General features: G+C 56.8%; 16 protein-coding genes. 8 read left to right on the top strand and 8 right to left on the bottom strand.

Annotation, left to right across the window (positions count from 1 at the left end):
* Positions 1-27 precede the first annotated feature (27 nt).
* Positions 28-5,025, bottom strand: a complete 4,998-nt coding sequence (locus OLTU_RS12015; protein ID WP_141733005.1) for a diguanylate cyclase — start codon at positions 5,023-5,025, stop codon at positions 28-30.
* A gap of 212 nt (positions 5,026-5,237) precedes the next feature.
* On the opposite strand from OLTU_RS12015, the gene OLTU_RS12010 reads away from it, so the two are divergent.
* The 4 genes from OLTU_RS12010 (at position 5,238) to apaG (ending at position 9,213) form a co-directional block, all read left to right on the top strand.
* Positions 5,238-6,623 carry a 3-oxoacyl-ACP reductase gene (locus OLTU_RS12010; protein WP_141733004.1) on the top strand — a complete coding sequence of 462 codons (1,386 nt, stop codon included), beginning with the start codon at positions 5,238-5,240 and terminating at the stop codon, positions 6,621-6,623.
* A gap of 133 nt (positions 6,624-6,756) precedes the next feature.
* Positions 6,757-7,587, top strand: coding sequence for a hypothetical protein (locus OLTU_RS12005; RefSeq protein ID WP_141733003.1), 831 nt, complete (start codon positions 6,757-6,759; stop codon positions 7,585-7,587).
* Positions 7,588-7,787: 200 nt separating this feature from the next.
* Positions 7,788-8,684: a hypothetical protein gene (locus tag OLTU_RS12000; protein WP_141733002.1), complete on the top strand. Its 897-nt coding sequence runs from the start codon at positions 7,788-7,790 to the stop codon at positions 8,682-8,684.
* A gap of 118 nt (positions 8,685-8,802) precedes the next feature.
* On the top strand, positions 8,803-9,213 hold the full coding sequence (apaG, locus tag OLTU_RS11995) for a Co2+/Mg2+ efflux facilitator ApaG/CorD (protein WP_141733001.1): 411 nt from the start codon (positions 8,803-8,805) through the stop codon (positions 9,211-9,213).
* Between the two features lie 59 nt (positions 9,214-9,272).
* On the opposite strand, the gene OLTU_RS11990 is transcribed toward apaG, so the two are convergent.
* On the bottom strand, positions 9,273-9,929 hold the full coding sequence (locus OLTU_RS11990; RefSeq protein ID WP_141733000.1) for an acyloxyacyl hydrolase: 657 nt from the start codon (positions 9,927-9,929) through the stop codon (positions 9,273-9,275).
* Between the two features lie 141 nt (positions 9,930-10,070).
* On the opposite strand from OLTU_RS11990, the gene OLTU_RS11985 reads away from it, so the two are divergent.
* The 4 genes from OLTU_RS11985 (at position 10,071) to OLTU_RS11970 (ending at position 16,156) form a co-directional block, all read left to right on the top strand.
* A complete protein-coding gene (locus OLTU_RS11985; protein ID WP_141732999.1) occupies positions 10,071-10,763 on the top strand; it encodes a DUF2760 domain-containing protein in 693 nt (230 codons plus the stop codon).
* The gene (locus OLTU_RS11980; protein ID WP_141732998.1) at positions 10,760-12,580 is read left to right on the top strand and encodes an Hsp70 family protein; all 1,821 of its coding nucleotides are present in this window, start codon (positions 10,760-10,762) and stop codon (positions 12,578-12,580) included. The genes OLTU_RS11985 and OLTU_RS11980 overlap by 4 nt, the downstream gene beginning before the upstream one ends.
* Positions 12,573-15,263, top strand: coding sequence for a hsp70 family protein (locus OLTU_RS11975; RefSeq protein ID WP_176736546.1), 2,691 nt, complete (start codon positions 12,573-12,575; stop codon positions 15,261-15,263). Before OLTU_RS11980 ends, OLTU_RS11975 begins: the two co-directional genes overlap by 8 nt.
* Before the next feature lie 284 nt (positions 15,264-15,547).
* Entirely contained in the window at positions 15,548-16,156 is a 609-nt protein-coding gene (locus OLTU_RS11970) for a hypothetical protein (RefSeq protein ID WP_141732996.1), read from the top strand.
* Positions 16,157-16,162: 6 nt separating this feature from the next.
* Here the strand turns inward: OLTU_RS11970 and OLTU_RS11965 are convergent, their stop codons facing one another.
* The 6 genes from OLTU_RS11965 to livM form a co-directional block, all read right to left on the bottom strand.
* Positions 16,163-16,657: a tetratricopeptide repeat protein gene (locus tag OLTU_RS11965; RefSeq protein WP_176736545.1), complete on the bottom strand. Its 495-nt coding sequence runs from the start codon at positions 16,655-16,657 to the stop codon at positions 16,163-16,165.
* 14 nt (positions 16,658-16,671) lie between these two features.
* A complete protein-coding gene (gene mrcB, locus OLTU_RS11960; protein ID WP_141732994.1) occupies positions 16,672-18,993 on the bottom strand; it encodes a penicillin-binding protein 1B in 2,322 nt (773 codons plus the stop codon).
* Positions 18,994-19,157: 164 nt separating this feature from the next.
* Positions 19,158-19,985 carry a DUF4360 domain-containing protein gene (locus OLTU_RS11955; protein ID WP_141732993.1) on the bottom strand — a complete coding sequence of 276 codons (828 nt, stop codon included), beginning with the start codon at positions 19,983-19,985 and terminating at the stop codon, positions 19,158-19,160.
* Positions 19,986-20,131: 146 nt separating this feature from the next.
* Positions 20,132-20,851 carry an ABC transporter ATP-binding protein gene (locus tag OLTU_RS11950; protein ID WP_141732992.1) on the bottom strand — a complete coding sequence of 240 codons (720 nt, stop codon included), beginning with the start codon at positions 20,849-20,851 and terminating at the stop codon, positions 20,132-20,134.
* Positions 20,848-21,711, bottom strand: coding sequence for an ABC transporter ATP-binding protein (locus tag OLTU_RS11945; RefSeq protein ID WP_141732991.1), 864 nt, complete (start codon positions 21,709-21,711; stop codon positions 20,848-20,850). The genes OLTU_RS11950 and OLTU_RS11945 overlap by 4 nt, the downstream gene beginning before the upstream one ends.
* Position 21,712: 1 nt before the next feature.
* Positions 21,713-22,951: a high-affinity branched-chain amino acid ABC transporter permease LivM gene (livM, locus tag OLTU_RS11940; protein ID WP_141732990.1), complete on the bottom strand. Its 1,239-nt coding sequence runs from the start codon at positions 22,949-22,951 to the stop codon at positions 21,713-21,715.
* Between the last annotated feature and the right edge of the window lie 2 nt (positions 22,952-22,953).

Genomic DNA, 22,953 nt, shown 5'->3' with positions numbered 1-22,953 from the left:
AGCTTTCTCGACAGTCAGGAACCGGGATCAGGCGACTGTCACCCGGTTTCGGCCTTCCCGCTTGGACGTGTAGAGCGCTTCATCGGCCTTTTCCACCAGAATGGTCTTGTCCTTCACATCCTCGGCGAGATAACTCACGCCCAGGGAAATGGTGACCTTCAGCGTGGTGTCGCCATGGGGAATGGCCATGGTCTCGACCGCTTTGCGAATCCGCTCTGCCACCAGCGTGGCCATGTCGGGACTGGTTTCGGGAAGGATGACGGCCATTTCCTCACCACCATAGCGGGCCACCACATCCGATTTCCGGCAGGTGTCGCGGATGGCGCCGGCGACGCGTTTCAGGACGAGGTCACCGATCTGATGGCCCCACTTGTCGTTGAAACCCTTGAAATGGTCGATGTCGATCAGGATCAGCGAAAGGTTGCGCAGGTTGCGCTGGGACTGCAGCATTTCCTGTTCGAGCATGCTTTGGAAATAGTCGTGGTTATAAAGTCCCGTCAGACCATCGGTCGCAGCCTTCACGGACAGTTCCAGACGTCCTGCGGCCGCGAGACAGATGATCTCGAGCGTTTCAATGCGTTCCGCCGTGAACGTGCTGTTGGCCCGATTATTTTCGAGATACAAGAGCCCGACGATTTCGGTCTCGGCTCCGATGCCTACGGTAATGGGAATACAGAGGATCGACCAGACCTTGTTCTTTTGAATATAAGGCTCGCGATGCAAGCCGGGCAGGACATCCTGGGCGATGCTCGCATTGTCGATGACGATGCCCTTGCGCGCACGACGCACATAGTTGATGACCATCTTGGACAGGTTATGGCTGTGTTCCACCGCCACGGACTGCAGAATTTTCGGAGCCTCCTGATCCACCGAGCTTTCCGCTTCGATGAAGAACTCCCCTTCCTTGCGCAGGAGCAAAGCTCCTTTCTGGGCGCCGGCGAATTCAATGGCACTGGAAATGATTTTCTCCAGCATGCGGCTGTGGACATTCTCCTCCGCTATCGCCAGGAGCGCGCGCTTCAGGGTCGTGATGTCGATCGTCGATGAGGACATCGTGGCGAGCGAGCCGGTGAGAGCGCGTTCGCCCATGTGACCGCTGAGCATCTGCGGATACTTCTCTTCGAGCATGCGGGATTTGGCTGTCGCACCCCAACGCTCGTAGTTGTAACGGGCCCGCTTCATGTAAGCATAGGCTGCCGTGTGACGGCCCTGGGTCAGATGGAACTTGGCCGCCAGTTCGTTGGCCAGAGCTTCATCCTGCAGATACTGGTTGGCCTTGGCGAGCGCGATCGCCTCATCATAGGCCTGCTGCGCATCATAGGGCTTGCCACGCAGGGCCAGCCATTCGGCGCGTAAAAGAGCATGCTTATGCTGAAAGTTCATCGGAGCCATGCGGCTCCATTTCTTATAACGAGCGAAATTCTTTTTGATGATACGACCGGCGACCTTCCGCTCGGCAGGGGTCAGCATAGTCCAGCGACGCATCAGAGCAAGGCAGTAGTAGTAGAAGAAGACGGCACCGGTCACGGTACCCATGACCACTTTGAAAAGAGGGGCCGCCTTGCGGGCTGCGGCCAGCGCCTCTTCAGCATTGTCGAAGGTATAGGCCAGCAGACACTTCAGGAACCAGGTGCTGAAGAGGCCATTGGCATCGTGGTTATGCTCATAGATGGGAAGCATGCGCTCCTCATCAAAGGTATCCCCCTTCAGAACATGCGGAGGGTGGCTCTTGAGTTCGATCAGATTTTGAATCGCTTCATGATAGAGCCGCAGTTGCTCCTCATCCCCGCGCTGTCCGAGCTGCTCGGTGACCACGGAGAACTTGGTCATCTCCTCAGCCAGAGGGCGCAGCTCACTGCCGACCAGGAAACTGCGAAGACAGTAACCCGACACACCGTGCGCGGCGAATTCAAAGTCACCGGCATCCAGTCCGGCCTGATGCGCCTGCAGAAGCGGTCTCAGGGTGCTGCGAATATGATCCTTCCAGGGACGGATGAACATATTGAAGCAGACCAGGGTCGCCGATTCGATATCCTTGGCGTTCAGCTTCTCATAGAGCTTGATGCCGAGTTCACCAAACTTGTAGCCCGTTTTCACATCACCCAGCATGGCCGCCATCAGCATGCCATACGTGGTATAGGCCAGAGCCGAGGTTGAGGTATTGCCATAACGCAGTGAGGTGCGAATCAGGCTCCCGGAAATCAGCGGCACCTGACGCGGGAAGAAATAGAAAATCGCCTGCGCCATGGAATAGAGAAAATGCATTTGTGCCAGGTGCAGAGGATCCTTCATCTCCGGCAGGTTGAGGAAATCCTCCTGGGTCCGGTTCCGCACGATCCAATGGGTATACAGGAAGGAGCCGGCGATACGAATCCAGCTCGGATTCTGCGGAATGTGAACGCCCAGATCGGCGAGGATCTTTTTCCCCAGGGCGATGGCCTCCTGCATATCATTGCGGGCGACGGCGGCATGCACCTTGGTTTCGTAGGCCGGGATTTTTTCGATCAGCGTCCGCCCACGGGCGAGCACCACATCGATGGCTTCATGCATCGTGTCATAGGCTTTGGCCAGGAAAGCCAGCTCGGCCGTTTCCCGATAAAGATCGAGCATCAGCGTGTGATAGTTGCCCCAGTCCTCGTTTTTTTCCTGGGTGGCGGCGGCCTGCAGGTATTCCAGAGCGGTCTGATAGGCCGCGGAAATTTTGGCTTTCTTGGCCGCATAGAGATTGAGCTGGATCAGTTCGATGCGCTCGGCGTCGGTCCGGATCAGTTCCAGACTGCCGTTCAGATGATTCACAATCGCGAAGATATAATCATCGCGCCGCGCACCCTTATGCAGATCCAAAAGGCTGCGGCCCACCTTATAGCGAACGAGCTTGCGCGAGCCCTCATCGATCAGGTCATAGGCGGCCTGCTGGATGCGATCATGGGTGAACTTGTATTCGATGCGGAGATCCTGGCTTTCGATGGGAATTTCCAGCTCGACGAGGCGGTAGCCATCCCCGATCGGAACGATCAAACCCTGTGACATGGTTTCGCGCAGGAGCCCGGCCGTCTCCTGCATGCTTTGCCCGGCAACCTGGGCCAGGGTTACGAGGTCAAAAGTCTGACCGATGCATGAGGCCAGCTGAATGAGTTCACGCGTCGGCTGACTGAGTTTTTGAATGCGGGTGCTCATCAGATCGACAACGTTATCAGTCATGTTCGCGGAATGGATTTTTTCCAGATCCCATTCCCAGGTGCCCTTTTCCGGATTGAAATAGAGCAGCTGATCGGTATAGAGCGAACGCAGAAATTCATCGGTGAAGAAGGGATTGCCGCCGGTTTTTTCCAGCACGAGCGAAGCCAGCGGCTGCACGCGTTCCACGCTGGTATACAGCGCATCCGCAATCAGTTGGCAAACTTCACGGCCGCCGAGGGAATGGAGCTGCAGTCGGCCGAAGGCCAAATCCTGGGCTTCCAGCTCCTGCATATACATGGCGAGCGGATGGGTGCTGCTCACTTCGTTGTCGCGATAGGAGCCCACGAAGTAAAAATACTGCAGGCGTTTATCCTGCATCATCAGGTCGATGAGTTTCAGTGAGCCCGTATCAATCCACTGCAGGTCATCGAGGTGGAGCACCAAAGGATGCGCGCTTTCGCAGAAGACCTTGACGAAATTCTTGAAGACGAGCTTGAAGCGATTGTCCGCTTCATTGGGGCCCAGCGGCGGCACCGGGGACTGGGGGCCGATCACCAGCTCCACTTCCGGAAGGACATCGATAATGATCTGTCCATTGGGACCCAAGGCCCGCAAAATCTTTTGGCGCCACTCGACGAGGCTGGACTCCGGTTCCCCGAGCAGCTGGCGCACGAGCTCGCGGAAGGCATCCACAAATGCGGAATACGGCGTGCTGCGACGAAACTGATCGAATTTCCCGGTGATGAAGTGACCGTTATGCTGGGACACCGGTTTTTGCAGTTCACGGATCAGCGAGGACTTGCCCACCCCGGAATAACCGGCCACAAAGAAGACCTCACGGCCGCCGTCACAGACCTTGTCCAGGCCTTTGATCAGCTGATCCAGTTCCTTCTGCCGTCCATAGAGGATCTCAGGGATATGGAAACGATCGGGCACATCCTGAAGGCCGAGCGGAAATTTCTCGACCGTTTTTTGCTCGCGGAGACTTTTGAAAATCTTCTGCAGATCGATCATCACGCCCCAGGCGCTCTGGTAGCGATCCTCGCAGTTCTTGCTCAGAAGTTTCAGGATCAGATCCGCCAGCACTTCCGGAATCTGATGATTGAAGTGCCGGGGCGGGATGGGTCGCTTGGCAATATGCGCGTGGATCAGCTGCAGCGGATCCTCGGATTCAAAGGGCAGGCGCCCGGTAAAGAGCTGATAGAACGTCACGCCGAGACTGTAGAAGTCGCTGCGATAATCGATAAAGCGGTTCATCCGACCCGTCTGTTCCGGCGACATATAGGGCAGACTGCCTTCGGTGACGCCGCTGCTGCTCAGCTCAGCCTGCTCGCGCAACAGTTTGGTCGAAATACCGAAATCGATGACTTTGACGTCACCCGTTTCCCGGTTATAGAGAACATTGGTGGGGTTAAGGTCCTTATGAATAATATTCTTGCTGTGAATCTCGACCAGGGCCTTGGCCAGCTTGCTCGCAATGTCCAGGCCCTCGAGCAGCGAAACCGCACCGGCGCGCAGCACTTCCTCAAGGGACACACCGCCGGTGTCCTCGAAGACGAGCATGGGCAGATTTTGGTGCTTTTCATAAGCCAAAGCCACCGGGGCGCAAGTTAAGCCCGATTCCGTCACGATGCGATACTGATTCTTGTAGCGGGCAATTTCGTGCCGTTCCAGAAATTCCTCCTGGAGCAACTTCAAAATCACCTGCTTGTGATCGGAATCGCGCATGGCTTTGAAGACCACGCTGCGCGGGCTTTCAAAAATCTTGACAAGGTGCGTATAGCCCGGCACTCGAACGAGATCGAACTCTTCCGCAACGGCCTTGGGTTTGGCTGCTATCCCCATAGTGTCTTCCTTGCTTGACCTGGTTTCTCAGCAGGACTATCGGCCCCATGCAAAGGAACCTTGAAGAAAGGAAGAGCACGCCCACAAAAAACTTGAATTTCCCGGTTTGGTCGATCCGACAAGACGGGGACGCTTCATCCATGAACATCGCTTGCTGGCAGCAGCATGCTTTGCTAGTCTAGGCAGCGCAACGGCCACACAAGGAGATTGCCATGCAGGATGCGCTGGTCGAGATGAGTCGTCATTCGGTGACCCGACAATTACTCAAGCGAATCGGCATCCGTCCCCCGCTCCCCCTTCTGCGATCCTATCGGCCATGGTCTGACGCCCTGCTCGGAGGCAAGCGGGTTCTGGTCAACAAGGGCGGACTTTATGCAGAGCGACTCATCCCGGGACTGCAGGCCCAAAAGGCAGCTGTGGATCATCTCGGCAGTCTGGCGGAACTTTCAGCAGACACCCGTTTGCCCGTCGTGGCCACGGTCTATCAGGGCACCTTATTCGATGCCACCGATTTGCGGGAAACGTCCCAGCTGCGGGATCTTTATAATTTCTTCCGCCCCGCACTCCATCATCTGGGCTCGCATCATCGCATTGTCATCCTGCTCGCCGATGCCGATCCAATGGGTTCGCCGGAACAGAACGCGGTCATCAGCGCGATTGAAGGTTTTGCGCGGAGTCTGGCCAAGGAAAGCGGTCCCCGCGGTGTGAACGTCAATTGCATTCGCGTGCAGGCCGCAGCAGATAGTCTCGAACGCCTGGCGCCGATCGTCCATTTCCTTCTTTCCGATTATGCCGCGTTTATCACCGGACAGGTGATCGACTGCACGGCCATCGCTGCGACACGCCCCATGCCTTCCCTGGTGGGATCGCTGGCCGGTCGGCGCATCCTGGTGACGGGAGCTGCGCAGGGCATCGGTTATGCCATCTGCCGCCGGCTTGGGGAAGAGGGCGCGCATGTCATCTGTCTCGATCGACCCGAGAACGAGAAAGCGCTGGAGGAGCTCGCGCAGCATATTGATGGCGAAATCATGATGATGGATCTGGGCCGGGCCGATGCCACCCAACAGATCGCCGATCGTCTGCAAACCTCACCACCCTTGGATGGTCTCGTCCATAATGCGGGGATCACCCGCGATCGCACTCTCTTTGCGATGGATGGCAAGTATTGGGATCAGGTGATGAACATCAATCTGCAGGTGGTGGTGCAGTTGACCCAGGAGCTTCTGCATCGCGGGCGGATTGCGGATACCGGTCGCATCATTTGCATGTCCTCCATCAGTGGTCTTTCCGGCAATTTCGGTCAGACCAATTACAGCGCCTCGAAAGCCGGCCTGGTGGGATTCGTCAAGGCCCTCTCCCGACATCTGGCCGCGCAGGGAATCACTGCGAATGCTGTGGCCCCCGGCTTTATTGAAACGTCCATGACAGCCCGAGTGCCTTTTATGGTGAAGCAGATCGCCCGCCGTTTTTCCAGTTTGGGCCAAGGTGGATTGCCGGATGATGTTGCGGATCTCATCTGTTTTCTGGCCAGCCCCTGTTCGCAGGGCGTTACGGGAAGCGTCATCCGCATTTGCGGCGGGAATTTTATTGGAGCATAAAGTGTTGCGGCCGGTTTTTATCTTGAAAATATTGGGCCCCTTCATATCCCCGATATGACCGGCAAAAACAGGAACTCTTAAGCCCGATTGAAAATGCCTCCGAAAGCAGGATTAGCTTTTGGAGGAAGTCCCCGTGAATCGTATACTTTTACCTTTTGTCACTGTTTCGGCAAGCGTCGTCCTGAGCACGGCCTGTGGCTCAGTTGAGGAGCAGAACCTGCGTAAAGTCGCGCACGGTGCCCTCGATGCTCAGCCTGCCAGGCTCATTGATTTCTCCTTTATGCTTCCCTCGCGCAGCAATCTGGGGCTGGATCAGTCGATCCTCCAGGAGAGGATGACTGGCTATGCCTGGCGCATAGAAGGTCAGGGCGAACGCTGCACGGACGAAAAAGTTCACGAATCCTTCGGGCCCTATGAAGATGCGCGCACCTATGCGATGCAGCTCCTCGACAACTGCAATTATCTCGTCAAGATCATGGTCGGCGAGCTGGCGCCACAAACAGCCCTGAATCTGACCGCGACCATCAACTATGACGAGCACATCAAGCCTGTGATTCAAAAGGAATGTGTCAGCTGCCATGCGGACTACACCGACTTCGCTGTGATCCAGGCGAATGCCAGCAGCATCGTCGCTCACATTGAAAATGAAACCATGCCGCCCAACTCACCGCTCGACGGCGCGACCATCGCCATGTTCCTGGCCTGGGGTGATGATGGCTTCCAGGAGAAGAACCCCAACCCGCCCCAGCTCACGCCCGCGGATACGGCCCTGAGCGCGGTCTACTATCGCAACAACACCAACGACTTTATCATGTCCTATGAGCTGATGGGCCGCACCACCTATGAGTTGCGCCGCTCGCTCTGGATTCAGCCGGACGGCGAAGCCCTGGGACTGGACAATCAGCAGATCTATACGTTCCGTGTCGCCAGCCCCACAGCAGACGACACCGCGGAACAGGAATAAATCCAGGAGCCCGCCATGCGACAGGGCTTCCGGACGATCCAGGGGCCTTTACCAATTGCGAAGTGTGACAGGGCTCCCAGAAAATCTGGGAGCCTTTTCCATATCTTAGGTCCAGCCCCCTCAAATTTTTTAAGGTGCGTCCGAAAACCCAGGAAGAAGGGGGAACGACAGTGGCACGCGTAGGACTCAGAAAAGAACAAATGAAGAGCATCCTTCTTTGCAAGGATCGCGACTTCAAACGTAAAGCTGTCGGCCATTTGAATAACTCGGCGTTCGCTGCGGAAAAGTTCGTCGTGGAAAAGATGGGCGATGCCCTGGAGATTCTGGAACGCGACCTCGATGTCGAGAACTTCGTGATCGATGCGTCCCCCATGAGCTCTGAAGAAATCAAGAGCATGCTCGAACTCTATCAGCGCCGGGCCAAAAACCCCGAAGTGCGCTTTCTGATCTATCTGGATGAAGTCTATCAGAGCAAGGAAAAGGACGTCATCCTGGGGTTACTGCCCAAAGCGCAGGTCTTCTGTCTGCCGCTGGCCCAGAATCATTTCAACAAGGCGTTTCATGGGGGGCGCGTCATACCCGAACCGCCACCACCCAGCCCACCCGAGCAAGCCTCGAAGGATGGGCCCGCCCTGGCCTTGATCGAGACGTCCGCGCATATCAAGGAAACCGTGGAGCTTCTGAATTCCGTTTCCAAGGACCGTTCGCGGCTGGATATCCTGAAGCAGATCGGTCAACGATTTAACGGCATCATCGGCACCTTTTCCTTTTTCGTCGGCAAGCCGGGTTACGCCAAGGTCAAGGACCTCGCGACCATCATCGACGACATTTCCCGCACCTATGAAGATTCCGAGGATCACAATGCCTTGACGGAAAAGCATTGGCAGCTTCTCATGGAAAGTGCGAAGACGCTGTATCTGATTCTCAAGGATCTTCGCGAAAATCGCCCGATCACGACCTCCTATGGGGACAAGGCCACGACCTTGATTGCCCTTTATAAAAAGGACGGTGATATCCGCAAACGCTCCAGCCAAAGCCAGGACGAAGTGGATCGCATCGTCGATGTGGCCAACGAACTCCTCAAGCACAGCAGCTAGTACATTTCGACGCTTACTCTCTCATAAAAAACCAATGCTGAAGCAAAAGCCACCCTATGTTATAAGGTAGTCGTGGAGAGTGGCGTTCCGAATCTGTTGTTCATGAGGGAGGAACTCTATGTACCTGGCGGAAACTGAAGGCATCTCTGTCAACGTTGAGCCGCATTTTATTGCCAAGGAAAGCAATAGCGGAGTCGACTACTTTATTTACTCCTACACCATTACGATTCGCAACAACAGCCAGTCCAGCTGTCAATTGTTGAGCCGGCATTGGGTGATCCGTGATGGTCTTGGCCGCGAAGAGCATGTGGTCGGTGAAGGCGTGGTCGGCAAACAGCCTATCATTCGGCCTGGTGAATCCTACACCTATCGCAGCGGCTGTCCTCTGGCGACTGCCACGGGTAGTATGCGGGGAACCTATCAGATGACCGGTTCCAATCATCGACGTTTTGACATAAAAATTCCCTTGTTTTTCCTCCGACCGGATTGCCCACGCTATGGTGCAACCAACATGACGATGCAGCGGTAATAAAACAAAAGGCTTCCCAGGAGGAAGCCTTTCCAGCAGGAATGCTCAAGAGTTACAGTTCAGATGGAGACGTTGTAGCTGACCGCCAGTTCCCGCTCAAACGGCTCGATCTCGGTCGGATAGCTGTAGTGAAAGAAGTTGTATTCGGCCATGAAGTACATGTTGCGCGAGAAGCGAATGCCGGCCCCGAAGCCGGAATGCGGATTGTACGTCGGCCCCACCGTGATCGAAGTCGGGTCCCGACCCAGCTCTTCCTTGTCAATGATACGCTGCATCGCTGTCACGCCGATTTTAAAACGCAGGATAAAAATCGAAAAGCTTGGATCCAGCAGCAGGGAAAACTTTCCAACGCGTTGGGTTTCGGTAATTTTGACCTCATTGTCCGGCTGATCGGTATCCATATTCAGGTCCTTGGCAAAGTCGATTTTACCGTATTCATCGACGGCCTCGGACACCTTGGAGGTCGTTGTCAGCTGGCTTTGACCCACCGAAAGCTGGGTTTTAAAGATCTTCCAGAAGCTGACAGACGCTTGAATCCCATATTCCTGACGTTGTTTGATGGTTTCGTTTTCCTTGGAAGGGTCTTTCTTTCCAGGGGTTACGCTTTTCGTTGATTTAATACTGGCATAGGGCGAGATTGTCACCCTGGCCCAAGCTGGTGAACTCACTAGGAAAAATGTAGCGGCGAGGGCGGATTGCCAAAATATACGGTTCATCGCAGACCTCCTGGCGTTCTGACCATGCGATCGGCAAAATTTACCGTAACTTGAGGCCATCAGGGGGATTCTCCAGGCTTGTGAGGTTGGGTGGACTCGTTTAAAACAGAGCCTCTGTCTATCCAACTGCTGAGGGAGACCATGCAAAAACAGATACTCGGGTTCTTCGCCCTTATTTCCGCCATAACGACAAGCGTCATGCTTTACAATAGAAGCCTCGACACGGGCCTCATTGCGAGTGTTGCCACTCTCATCTTTATCGCTCTGCATCTGCGCTTCCAGGGCAGGAAAGTGGAAGAGGTCAAGGAACCGAAGCCAGGCATGAAATTAATCGATGAGCTCAATGAACGATTGAATGCCAGCAAACATCAAGTCCAAAGCCTGCAAGCCCGCCTGCAACAACTCGAGGCGGAAAGCAAAGCCGCTGACAATGAGGATGCCGCGGTGCTGATGTTCCTGCGCGTCCTGCAGGAAAAAAGTCGGCTCCTCGATTTCGCCCTGACCGATATCGCCCGGCTTCCGGATCCCCAGGTGGGGGCGGCCGCACGCGTCGTGCATCAGGGTCTGCGCGGTGTGCTGCAGGATTCCTTTGAAATCAAGCCCATCGCGGAAGCCAATGAAGGACAGAATCTCCAGCTGCCGGATGATTTCGACAGCTCGCGTTATCGCATTCTGCAGCAATCCGCGGCGGAGCAGAAGCCTCAGGGCGTCGTGCTGCATCGCGGCTGGGAAGTGAAAAAAATGAATCTTCCGCGCACGCTCCGGCGGCCCGGTGATCCGCTGCCTTCGGTTCTGGCTCCGGTGGAAATTGAAGCGCGTGAGGTCCTGCAATGAGTGAGACAACCCCATTGGTGCGCGGCATCGATCTTGGGACTTCGAATAGTGCGATGGCGGAAGCCGATCTCAGCGGTTCCGTGCGGCGTCTGCAGCCGATCGCGCAGCTCGATGGCCCAGGCCGCATTATCGAACATGAACTTTTGCCGTCCGTTGCGTATCTCGCGGATCATCGCGATATGAGTCCGGCGGATCTCGCCCTGCCCTGGGATATCACCGGCCATGCACCTTTGGTCGGACGCTGGGCCCGGGATCTGGCGCTCCTGAATCCCGAGAAAGCCATACTTTCCGCCAAATCCTGGCTTTGCTATGGCGGACAAAAACTTGCGCGTCTGCCGCAGGGTGCGCCCGAGGAAAAATCCTGGACCGCCGTGCAGGCTTCGGCTGCCTATCTGCGGCATATGCAGGCGGCCTGGGAACTCAAGCATCAGGATGTTCAACCGGAACTCACGGTGCTGACCGTTCCCGCCTCGTTTGATCTGGTCGCGCGTCAGCTGACCGAGGAGGCGGCAAAGCAGGCTGGTCTTGCGTCCGTGACTTTGCTTGAGGAACCGCTGGCCGCATTTTATGCCTGGCTCGGCGCTCACGAACAGCATTGGCAGGATGTCCTGAAACCCGGGGATCTTGTGCTCATCTGCGATATCGGCGGCGGCACCAGCGATTTCAGTTTGATTGCCGTCTCGCAGGATCAGCGCATGCTGCGCCTGGATCGCATCGCCGTGGGACGTCATCTGCTTTTGGGTGGCGATAATATGGATCTGGCGCTGGCGCATCATGTGCAGGCGCAGATGGGAACCACGCTCGACACCTGGCAATTTCTTTCACTGCAGCAGCAGGTGCGGGTGGCGAAGGAAGGTCTTCTTTCCCTGAATGCTCCAAGTCATTGGCCCTTGGCCATCGCCAGTCGCGGCAGCAATCTCTTCGCGCAGACGCTGCGCTATGAATTGCATCAACAAACCGTACAGGATCTTTTGGTCGAGGGTTTCTTCCCACTTGTGAAAGCGGATGAGGAGATTCCACGTCCCACCCGCAGCACAGGTCTGGCCCGCATGGGTCTGCCTTATGAAAATGATCCCGCCATCACCCGGCATCTGCTGCAATTCCTGCGTCAGGCGCAGACGACCATTCGTCAGTCCCAGGAATTGCAGGAACGTTTGGGAGACGCCTACCATTCCGATCAGAAGATGGTCACACCCACAGCCATCCTCTTCAATGGCGGCGTTTTCCATAGCGGGGCCTTGCGGGATCGCGTGTTCACCGTCGCCCAAAACTGGGCGGGACACACGATCAAGGAACTGCAAAGTCCGGGTTTTGATCACGCGGTGGCGCTTGGCGCGGCCTACTTCGGACGTCTGCAGGCGCAGGGCGTTGGGGTGCGGGTCAGGGCCGCGGCGGCTCGTTCGTATTATATCGGTTTGGAAAGCAATGAGCCGGCGGTTCCCGGTCTGGTGCGACCGCTTCGTGGTCTTTGCATTCTGCCTCAGGGCACCGAGGAAGGTTCGCATTTGGCCTTGCCGGAGCAGGAATTCGGTCTTTGGACCGGCGATGATATTTCGTTCCGACTGTTCAGTTCCGCCACGCGCAGTGGCGATCGCCTCGGAACCATCGTACCGGATGCGGAAGGGGAATTGGAGGAGGTCAGCGAACTCCACGCGCAGATCGAAAGTGAAGAGGAACAGGGGCTATTGCCGGTGCATTTGCGTGCGGACCTGACCGATGTGGGCAGTCTGCAGCTGGCCATGCAGCATAGCCAATCCGAACGCCAGTGGAATCTTGAATTCCATCTGCGCGAGGAGGCAGGATCCGGGCATGCTTGACAAGGACCACGGTTCCTATGTGATCGGCATCGACCTCGGCACAACCAATTCCTCCCTGGCCTTTGGTCCACGCGCCGGTGGAGATGATCAGCCGGTGGAGCTTCTGGACATTCCGCAGTGGGATGGGGAAGGCCGCCTCTTCAAGGATGTGAAGCTCCCCTCCTTTACCTGGATCCTCCCGAAGCCGCTGCAAAAAAACGGCAGCCGCCGTCTCCCCTGGCATGCTCCTGATGCCCAGGTGAAATGGGTGGTGGGGCGTGAGGCGAAAGCCGAGGTTCTCAAGGATCAAGGCCGCGTGATTCATTCGGCCAAGTCCTGGCTCAGCGTCGGTGCGGGCAGCACAAGGCAGACTGCATTTTTACCCTGGGGCTCGGCGGCGGCGGGAGCCGATGAAAAGCTGAGTCCCGTCATGGTGCAAAGCGCCTACCTCGAACATCTGAAGGAGGCCTGGGATGCCTCCCAGCCGGAGCCTTTCATCGAACAGAGCATAGTCATCACAGTGCCGGCATCCTTTGATGAGCTGGCCCAGCGATTGACGCTCGAAGCCGCACGCCAGGCGGGTTATCCGGAAGGCATCCAACTGCTCGAGGAACCGCTCGCCGCGTTCTATGATTTCTGGCAAAAGGATGCGCAAAAGCGGCAAACGGGTTTGATTCTGATCTGTGACGTCGGCGGCGGCACCAGTGATTTTTCGCTGCTGCGTGTCGAAGGCTCGGCCACCGAACCCCATATGGAACGGATCAAGGTCAGCGAACATATTCTGCTCGGCGGCGATAACATCGATCTGCACCTCGCGCATCTTTTGGCGAGAAAAATGGGTCCGGATGAACTCCCACGCAGCAGCTGGTCGCTCCTGCTTTCCCAGGTGCGCAAGCTGAAGGAGGACGTGCTGAGCGCAGCGGGCGCGCCCGATGAGGAATTCTTTGTCAGCGTGCCCCTGAAACCGCAGCTTCTGCTCGGGGGTTATGCCTCGGCTTCCATCACGAGGCAGGAACTTTTGCACAGCATCATGGAGGGATTTTTTCCCGCCGTGAGCCGGGAGGCGCGGCCCGAGAAAACGTCCAGCACAGGTCTCCGCAGCTGGGGTTTGCCCTTTGCGGAGGATACGGCGGTGACCCGGCACCTGGCGGCTTTCCTGGATGGCGCCACGATTGATGCGGTGCTCTTCGCCGGCGGCACCCTTCTGCCCCAGGCCCTGCAGAACCATATTCACAGGGTTTTGCAGAGCTGGCAGCCAGCGCATCCGATTCAGCATCTCCAGCAAACCGATCCGGATCTGGCGATTGCCCGTGGTGCGGCGCGTTATGCGGGACTGAAAGCCCGGGCGTCGTCGGTGGTGCACAGTCCTTATCCGCAGTCGCTTTATGTGGCGCTGCAGAACAAGGAAGGATTGGAGCAGCTCGTTTGCCTGATTCCACGCGGCTGGCCACGGGAAGAGCCGGCTGTTCTGCAGATTCCCGGTTTGAAACTGCGCCTTGGTTCCGAAGTCGTTTTTCGGCTCTATGCTTCACCGGATGGCAGTGCAGGCATTGGAACGGATGCGCCTGTCGACGCCCCCTTGCGGGCGCTGCCTTTGGTTTCCACCCTGCTCGACAAGGGCGCCGCTGAAATTCCCATCAGTTTACAGGCGATCGTCCGGGAAACCGGCATCCTGGAGCTGCACTGTCTTGCGGAGGATGGCAGCGGCCGGCGGTGGCTGCTCGATTTCGCCATTGAGGGCCAGACAGACAATGTAAGCGAGACAGGCACGCCCCAGGATGTCAAACTTCCCCCACGTTTTGCAGAGGCGGAAAAGGCCGTACGCGCGCATTTTCCAAAACAGGGCCCAGCCCCCGGTGTTTCTTCACTTCCGAAGCTTCTGGAGGAATTTCTAGGCCCCAGAAGCGAATGGAATATGGCGACCCTTCGGGGTCTCTGGCCGGCCCTGGCCGACGCCATGTTTCGCCGGCAAAAGGGTGTCGATGGCGAGGCTGCCTGGCTTTATCTCGCCGGCTTCTGTCTGCGTCCCGGCTTTGGGGCCAGTCGTGACAGCGAACGCATGCAAAGTCTTTGGCGGATCTTTGATCAAGGTTACAGCAAGGGTGCCGCCGAGAAAAAACTGGAGGAGCAATGGTATCTGCTCTGGCGGCGCGTGGCGGGTGGTTTGAATCGCGCTCAGCAGAATCGCATCATGGATCGCATTCTGCCGGCCATTCGCAAGATCGGTGAAGCCGGACCGGAGATGATCCGCCTCGCCGCCAGCCTGGAACGGGCCGATGCTGCGAAGAGAATTCAGCTGGGTCGCACCCTTCTGCAGCAGATCGTATCGGGCAACAAGGATCAGCTCGATGCCCGCATCTGGGCGCTCGCCCGGGTGGCGAGCCGTTATCCGCTTTATGCCGGTCCGGAGGCGGTGCTGCCGATCGCCCTGATCGAGGAATGGGCCGAGCAGCTCAAGCCCCTGTCCTTGCGCAGCAAGGCCTGGCAAAAACTCAGCCTGTTTTATGGGTGGGCCGGCCGCCGCCGCGGTGATGTCTTCATGGATTTGGATGAACACTGGCGCGCGCATTTCATCGAACGCCTGCTTGAAGCCGGAGCGGACGCTGGGGAAATTGAGGCCGTGGCTTCACCGCACGGCCGTGATCAGAATTTCCTGCAGGACATGTTTGGCGAAAGCCTGCCTCTCGGGTTGGTCATCCGCTGATCTGTCCCTGGAGGGAGTTGAAAAGGCTTTTTCAACTCCCTAAAAAAAAGAACCAGAGCCTCATACGAGCTCTGGTTCGAAACACACTAAGGGACGGAAACATTCTCGCCCAAAATCAGATCGGATTGAACAGCCGCAAAGCCTGAATGAACAGTTCCTCAGGACGACTCAACCGGAATTTTCTTTTTCCAGCCTGCTGGTCCGTACGAGGACTTGTTGATTTTCATTTGCTGACCTTGGAATATAAATAAACGGTTTTCCGAATCAGATAAAGGATTTTCTTTATGCGCTGTGTGAAGCATGTGCCCTTCCTGTTCTTGCTCGGGTTTGCCAACTTTGGGTTCGCTAAAGAACTGAGCCTGATGAGCGGATTTTATCGGGGGCAGGACGGGGATGGTCAGCCGACGAAACGCGAGATTTCGGTCGGGAGTCGTTTCGGTTTCGATATCGTGGATCGCCGGATGTGGTATCTGCAGGCACGCCTGACCTCGACTTCATTCAGCGGCGATAACGCTCCGGATGGCTCGACCGGGCTGCTTTTGGGCGGCGGGCAGTACTACTTCCTCAAATCCTTTGAAAAAGGCATACACAGCTACATTTCCTGGCTCGGCTACTTCATGAATGAAACCAATTCACCGAGCGCTGGTACGGAAATCGAAACCAATGGGCTGTTCTATGCGGGCAGTGCGGGTTTCCGCTTCGATTTCACGAAAGCGCTGATCATGGATATCGAGGTCCAGTTCTTCAACAGCGGCCTGACCTCCAAGACCACGACCACCAATACCGCCGGAGGCGTGAGTACCGAAACGTCCACGAAAAGGACGGAGCTCTTTGCCCAGACCTTCGCCGGCGGCACCAACGCGATGCTCTTTAATCTTGGTTATCAATTTTAAACAGAATCAGCGAACGCTGCGGGCCTCGCGCAGCGCCTCATCGCGGCCCGCGTGATCACCACGCGCGGCACGGGCGCGGGCAATGAGTTCCCAGGTCTGTTTCCGGTGGCCCTTGTATTTGACTGGCAGGGAACCCAGTGCTCTTTGCGCCCATTGCTCGGCGTCATCCGGAGCGCCCGCGGCAAGACTGATTCGCGCCCGCATGAAGAGCACGCGATAGTCGCGACCATCCATGCGATAGGCGCGCTCGGCATGCGCTTCCGCTTCCTGATACTGCTGACGTTCCAGGGCCGCCTGGGCCCGGCGCAGAAGGGCATGAACGGCTGGAGGCAGCGGTTCCTTGATCAATTCCAGACTCGGGGCCGCGACCGTCGCAGGCGGCTCCTCTTCCGTCGGCGGGGTCACCACCGGTTCAGGCGCATGCACGCAGGAGCTGGCCAGACCCGCCAGAATCAGGATTAGAAAAGCCCCAAGGGTGAAATTTTTGAGTTTGCCTGGCATATCGCGATTTATTTTCATTGCATGAGTTTAAAGAGCCAGTCCAACATTGCCGGCTCCTGGCCTGTGGTCACCGGCGGCTGATCCGGATGCACAGGATCCGGCAGAACCGGACAGGGCACCGATTCCTTGGGCGCGGAATGACCCACGAAAGGCAGATAGCGCACCCCCTGACAATCGGAGGAACTCAGCAGCCCAGTGGCATTATCCACCCACTGATACTGCACGCCCGGCGGTGCGTTCAAGGTCAATGACTTGTGACTGACCCGGGACATGATCTGCGCCCAGACGTGCAGACCACCGCTGCTGCCGGTGAGTTTGGTCGGATCGTTGGCATCGTTGCCGACCCAGGACACAACCAGTTTATCGCCGGTAAAACCAGCAAACCAGCTGTCACGCTGATCGTTGGAGGTTCCCGTTTTTCCCGCCGCCGTTAAATCACCCGGCATGAAGCTGAAGGCCGCGCGGCCGGTGCCTTCGAAAATGACCGCACGCATCGCATACTGCATCAGGTGCATCACCGAGGGTTCAAAGATTTTTACAACCTTGCTGGGATAGGCCTTGATTCGCTTGCCGTCATGATCCTGCACGCCGCGAACCGCTTTCAAGTCCGTCCGATACCCGCCGGAGAAGAAGGTATAGTACATGCCGGCCACTTCATAGGGGCTCATGCCCAGGGCGCCGAGCATGATCGAAGGATTATCCGGAATATCACTGTTTCCCGTCAGCTTGCGGAAGGTTTCCTGAACTTTCTTGAGGCCCACTTCCTTGCCCAGACGAACCGTGGCGCGGTTATAGGACTGCGTGAGCATGGTCAAGAGGCTGACATAACCGTGGTCGCTGTAGTCGATATTCTGTGGCTCCCAAACCTGACCGGAGCTGAGCGGAATGCTCACCGGCCCATCGGAAATATGGGTGGCCAGGGTGTATTTCGAAGGCTCATTCAAGGCGGTGAGAAGCACCACGGGCTTGGCGAGCGAACCGATGGAACGCTTCGCATCGAGCGCCCGATTGAAGCCCTGAAAACCGGCGACCTTGTCCCCGATCACTCCCTGCACTTCCCCACTCTCGGAGACAACCACGGACGCCACCTGCAGTTTGCGAGCGGCTTTGCCCTGGCGCCTCATGAAATCCGCGATGGCTTTTTCGGTTTGCACCTGAATGATCGGATCCAGGGTCGAGAAGATGCGCAGCCCTTCCTCGGCCAGATCCTTCGTTTGATAGTCCCGATCCAGATGCCGCCGGACGAGGTCGAGAAAGGCCGGGAAACGGTTCGGAGTCCAGCGAAGGGACGGCCGCACTTTGATCGGCTGACGACGGGCTTTCTCATAAGCCGCCTTGGTGATTTTCTTGTCTTCCAGCAGAAGCGTCAGGACTTTATCGCGACGTTTTTTCACACGTTCCGGATAGCGGGCGGGATTATAGAGGGACGGTCCATTGGCGATGGCGGCGAGCACGGCCGCCTGGTCGAGGCTCAAGGCCTCCAGCGGCCGTCCAAAATAAAACTCGCTGGCGAGGCCAAAGCCATGCACCGCGTTGTCACCGCTGTGACCCAGGTAAATTTCGTTGATATAGGTCTCGAGGATTTCATCCTTGCTATAGTGCAGTTCCAAAAGCACGGAATAAATCATCTCCGTGAACTTTCTTTTGATGGAACGCTCCGGCGTCAGATAGAAATTCTTCACGAGCTGCTGGGTCAGAGTACTGCCGCCCTGCACCCAACGGCGGGCTTTGAAGTTGGTCCACATCGCCCGGCTGATGCCTTTGATCGAGACCCCGAAGTGTTCGTAAAAATCACGGTCCTCGATGGCAATCAGCGCATCGATCACATACTTCGGGACCTGCTTCAGCTGCACGAGTTTGCGATCTTCCTTATGCGTCGCGTAAATGCCGCCGATCTTCATCGGTTCGAGGCGGCTTAACTCGCTCGGCTGTTGATTCTGGTGCAGGTCGGCGACCTTGGATTTGACGATGCGAAACTGAATCCGTGTGGTGGGTTCCGCACCTTCCCAGAAAGGAAAAGGCCGCCGCTGGATGTCGAACTTATCGCCGTGACGCGCGTATTCGCCAGGCTGTTGCGGATCCTTGACTTTAAAATAGCCGAGTTCCTGCAACTCCATTTCCAGGTCTTCATCGCGAAGCGGTGCGCCTTCGTAGAGTTCAAGTGGTCTGGCGTAAACCAGCGAGGGCAAACGCCAGCGCTTGCCTTCAAATTTTTCGCGAACGATGCCATCCATTTGGTAAAGCATGATCGCAGAGAATGCCAACAGGACAACCACAGGCACAGGCCATAAGCGGAGCAGGAAACGAAGTTTGTCGCGTGATACCGACAGTCGCATAGCTTGTAAAATCCGAGTGATCAAGGGAGCTTGGCGATCTTTCTCCCGGTTGAGACCGCAATTTAGTCTTTCAAATTTGAATCCGCCACAAGAAAAGGGGCTGGAGCGACCGGGGTTTTGGGCGGCCCGAATTTATACATAAATTCGGGCACTTGGCAGGTACGTCAGAGATTGATGATGCTACACTGTGCCTTGTCAGCATCGCAGTTCGGCGCGCTTCCCTTGGCCTTTTGGCATTTTTTGGCCAATTTGGACCGGGCCTTGTTCAAAGCCTGGTTTGGATTTTTGCCGGGATGCTTGCTGATGAGCTGATGGGTGCCGTCTTTTCCGGGCACGGACAGGCGGCAAACCGCAAAGGCTTTCTTCCCGCCCTTGCATTCCCGCCAGAGTACTTCGTACTCCTGACGAATTTCGCCGTCCACGGTATCGACCGTGAAGAGGCCCTGCGTGTCTTCATCAGGAGCCTGCAACGTCAGCGCGGCGTCGATGGTGAAGTCCTTCTGCTTGTTGCTCTTGCAACCGCTCCACTTCAGGCTGCTGATGGGCACTTCCTGCGAGTTGATGTAGTCATCCTCATAAGGACCGACCAGAGTCATGGTGCTGCGCGCCTGCTTGCCGACGCCACCAAACCGCAGATCCTGCTCGCCACGCACGCCAGCATCGAGACCGGCAAAACCGCGATAAGTCACAGCGAAGATCGCATATTCCCAGCCGGCATCCTGCTCGGTATCAAAGACCACGCGACAGGTCTTGCGCTGATTCTGAATGCCCAGACTTGGGCTCACTTCCGCGTAGAATTCACTGAAGCTCAGGGTAAACGCCTGCTGATCATCCGAGATATTCACCGCCACAGTGCCGATGGGGCAGCCGGTTCCATTGCTTCGGATATTGTTGATGCGAAAGCTGTGGGGAGCATCGTCCTGGGCCAAGGCCGGTGTCATCATCCCGGCCAACAAAAGCCCAAGTCCGAACGTTTTCAGTTTGTGTTGCATGAGGTCCCTCGCTCAAGATTGGTGTTCTGGTTCGTGCCTCTTGCACAGATCCTGCCAGGTCCTGAGCGATCCTCATGCTGCTGAAATTGTTGAAGCGGGTGTTCCGCGAAGAGTCGACAGGTACTAAGATTCACCAAGATGAAACCTTAATGTCCGCCGAGATAAGCCTTCTGCACGTCCTTATTGGCCAGGAGTTCCAGCCCCTGACCGGTGAGCGTGATGCGCCCGTTGGTGAGCACATAGGCCCGATCGGCCAGGCGCAAAGCCTGATTGGCATTCTGTTCGACGAGGAAGATGGTCATGCCCTGTCCGGCGACCTTTTTCAAGGTTTCAAAGATAGCTTTCACCACCAAGGGCGCCAGACCCAGACTCGGTTCATCCAGCAGCAGAAGCTCCGGTTTCGCCATCAGCGAGCGGCCGATGGCCAGCATCTGCTGTTCGCCACCGGAAAGCGTCCCGGCCCTTTGCAGCTTGCGCTCCTCGAGACGCGGAAAGAGTTTGAAGATGGTCGCAAGATCCTCGTCCACACCCGTGGGGTTGGGACGCGAAGTCAAACCCATCTTGAGATTCTCGACCACCGACATCGCGGGAAAGATGTGGCGTCCCTCGGGGACCAGCGAGAGGCCGCGCCGGGCCACGCGATGCGTGGGCACTTCGGTGATATCCTCGCCCCGGAAGATGACCCGTCCATCCCGGGCGCGCGGCGCACCAAAAAGGCTTTTTAAAAGCGTGGTTTTCCCGGCCCCATTGCTGCCAATCAGCGTGACGATTTCCCCAGGTTTCACATCCAGCGAAACACCATGCAGGACTTCGGTGGGACCATAGGCCACTTTCAGATTTTCAATGGCAAGCAAAGGCTGAGTCATAGATTCGGCTCCGTCCCGAGATAGGCGGCAAGGACTTTGGGATGTTCCTGAATGGCCTTGGGTTGATCGGCTGCAATCACCTGACCATAATTCAAAACCACAACGTGATCCGTGATGCTCATCACGAGGGACATATCATGTTCAATCACCAGAACCGTGGTCCGATGCTCCTCGCGCAGGGCCCGGATCAGATCCGCGAGTTCCCGCGTTTCGCGCGGATTGAGGCCCGCGGCGGGTTCATCCAGACAAATCAGTCGAGGATTGGCGCACATCGCCCGCGCGATTTCCAGACGACGCTGATTCCCATAGGACAGGGAGCCCGCCAGGTGATTCGCATAGTATTCGAGCTTCACCGTCTTCAGCCATTGATAGGCCCGGTCGACCGCGGCTTCCTCGGCATGACGGAACGAAGGCAGCTGAAAAAGGCCCGAGATGATATTGCGATTCACCAGTCTGTGCTGGGCAATGAGCAGGTTTTCCAAAACGCTCATTTCATTGAAGAGACGAATGTTTTGAAAGGTTCGTGCCACACCAGCCCGGGCCACGAGATGCGTGCCTCCAAAAAATCCGTAGCGGATTTTCTGGAGAAGCTTGCGTGGATCCGTGAGATCATCCAAACGCAGCTTCGCGCCCAGGAGGGTGCAGATATTCACATCCCCGTCCGCGCCCTTGAACCAGATGGCTCCGCCATGGGATTTATAGAAGCCCGTCAGACAGTTGAAAACCGTGGTTTTTCCGGCTCCGTTCGGGCCGATCAGTCCCGTGATGGAACCTTCGGCCACTTCAAAATTGACTTTGTTGAGGGCCATGATGCCCCCGAAGCGCACGCTCAAATCCTCGACTCGCAGCAAGGGATTCATCTTACGACTCCTTCACAGCGAAGAAAGGACGTCGCAGCTGCACAAGGCCGCGCGGTTTCACGATCATGATTAACACCATGGCCATGCCGAAGACCAGAATGCGATAGTCCGAGAATTCGCGCAAAAGTTCCGGCATGATGGTGAGGAACAGGGCTGACAGCACCACGCCTGTCAGAGAACCCATGCCGCCCAAAACCACGATGGCCAGCACCAGCGCCGATTCAAAGAAGCTGAAGGACACCGGTGAAACAAAACCCTGATAGGCCGCAAAAAACACGCCCGCAACACCACCGATCGAAGCGCCCATCGTAAACGCCGAAAGTTTGATATTCACATGATTCAGACCAAGCGAACGGCAGGCGATTTCATCCTCGCGCAGGGCTTCCCACGCTCGACCGATCGGCATGCGCCTGAGGCGATGCACTCCATAAAGCGTGATCGCCACGGCCACGAGCAGGGTCAGGAAAATGAAGCCGTCGAGCAAGCCTTTTGAATATTCAAAACCAAAGGCTTCGTGAAACGGCACCCCGCCCTGGCTGGCAAATTCCTTGAATTCCCAGCCGAGGAAGGTCGGCGGTGGCGCGTCCACCCCGTTGGGACCGCCGGTGAAATCAAGCCAGTTGTTCAGAACGAGACGAATGATTTCCCCGAAACCGAGGGTCACGATCGCCAGATAATCCCCATGCATGCGGAGCACGGGAAACCCGAGCACGGCTCCGAACAGACCAGCGGTGAGAGCCGAGAGCGGCAAGGCTCCCCAGAAGCCCAAATCCAGATATTTGAAACCGAGCGCATAGCCGTAGGCACCCACTGCAAAAAAGCCGACAAAGCCCAGATCGAGCAGTCCCGCCAGCCCCACGACGATATTCAGTCCGAGACCAAGCAGAACATAAATCAGGGCCATGATCAAAACCGCGATCCAGTATCGGGAAGCCCAGAACGGGATGCTGGAACACAGAGCGAAGACGACCAGAAATCCCAACGCCATCTGCCAGGGTTTGAAAACCGCAGGCTTGGGCGGCAGCTCCGGATTTCCGTGGCGCAGCCGCTCCATCGGCACCAGCGCAAAGGTCAGCCGCGCGATCACGGCAAAGGCGGCGAGGATCAGAGGCACTTTGAAATTGGTTTGAAAGTCATAGCCATCGAGGATGATGCCGGAAATGGGCCCGGTCATGATCAGCGCGGCCAGGCCCGCCACCACCAGAGCGAGAAGAATGCGGAGAGGTTTTTTCTTTTGCATGC

This window comes from Oligoflexus tunisiensis, assembly GCF_001748245.1.
GTDB lineage: Bacteria > Bdellovibrionota_B > Oligoflexia > Oligoflexales > Oligoflexaceae > Oligoflexus > Oligoflexus tunisiensis.
This window is presented reverse-complemented; position numbering and strand designations above follow the sequence as displayed.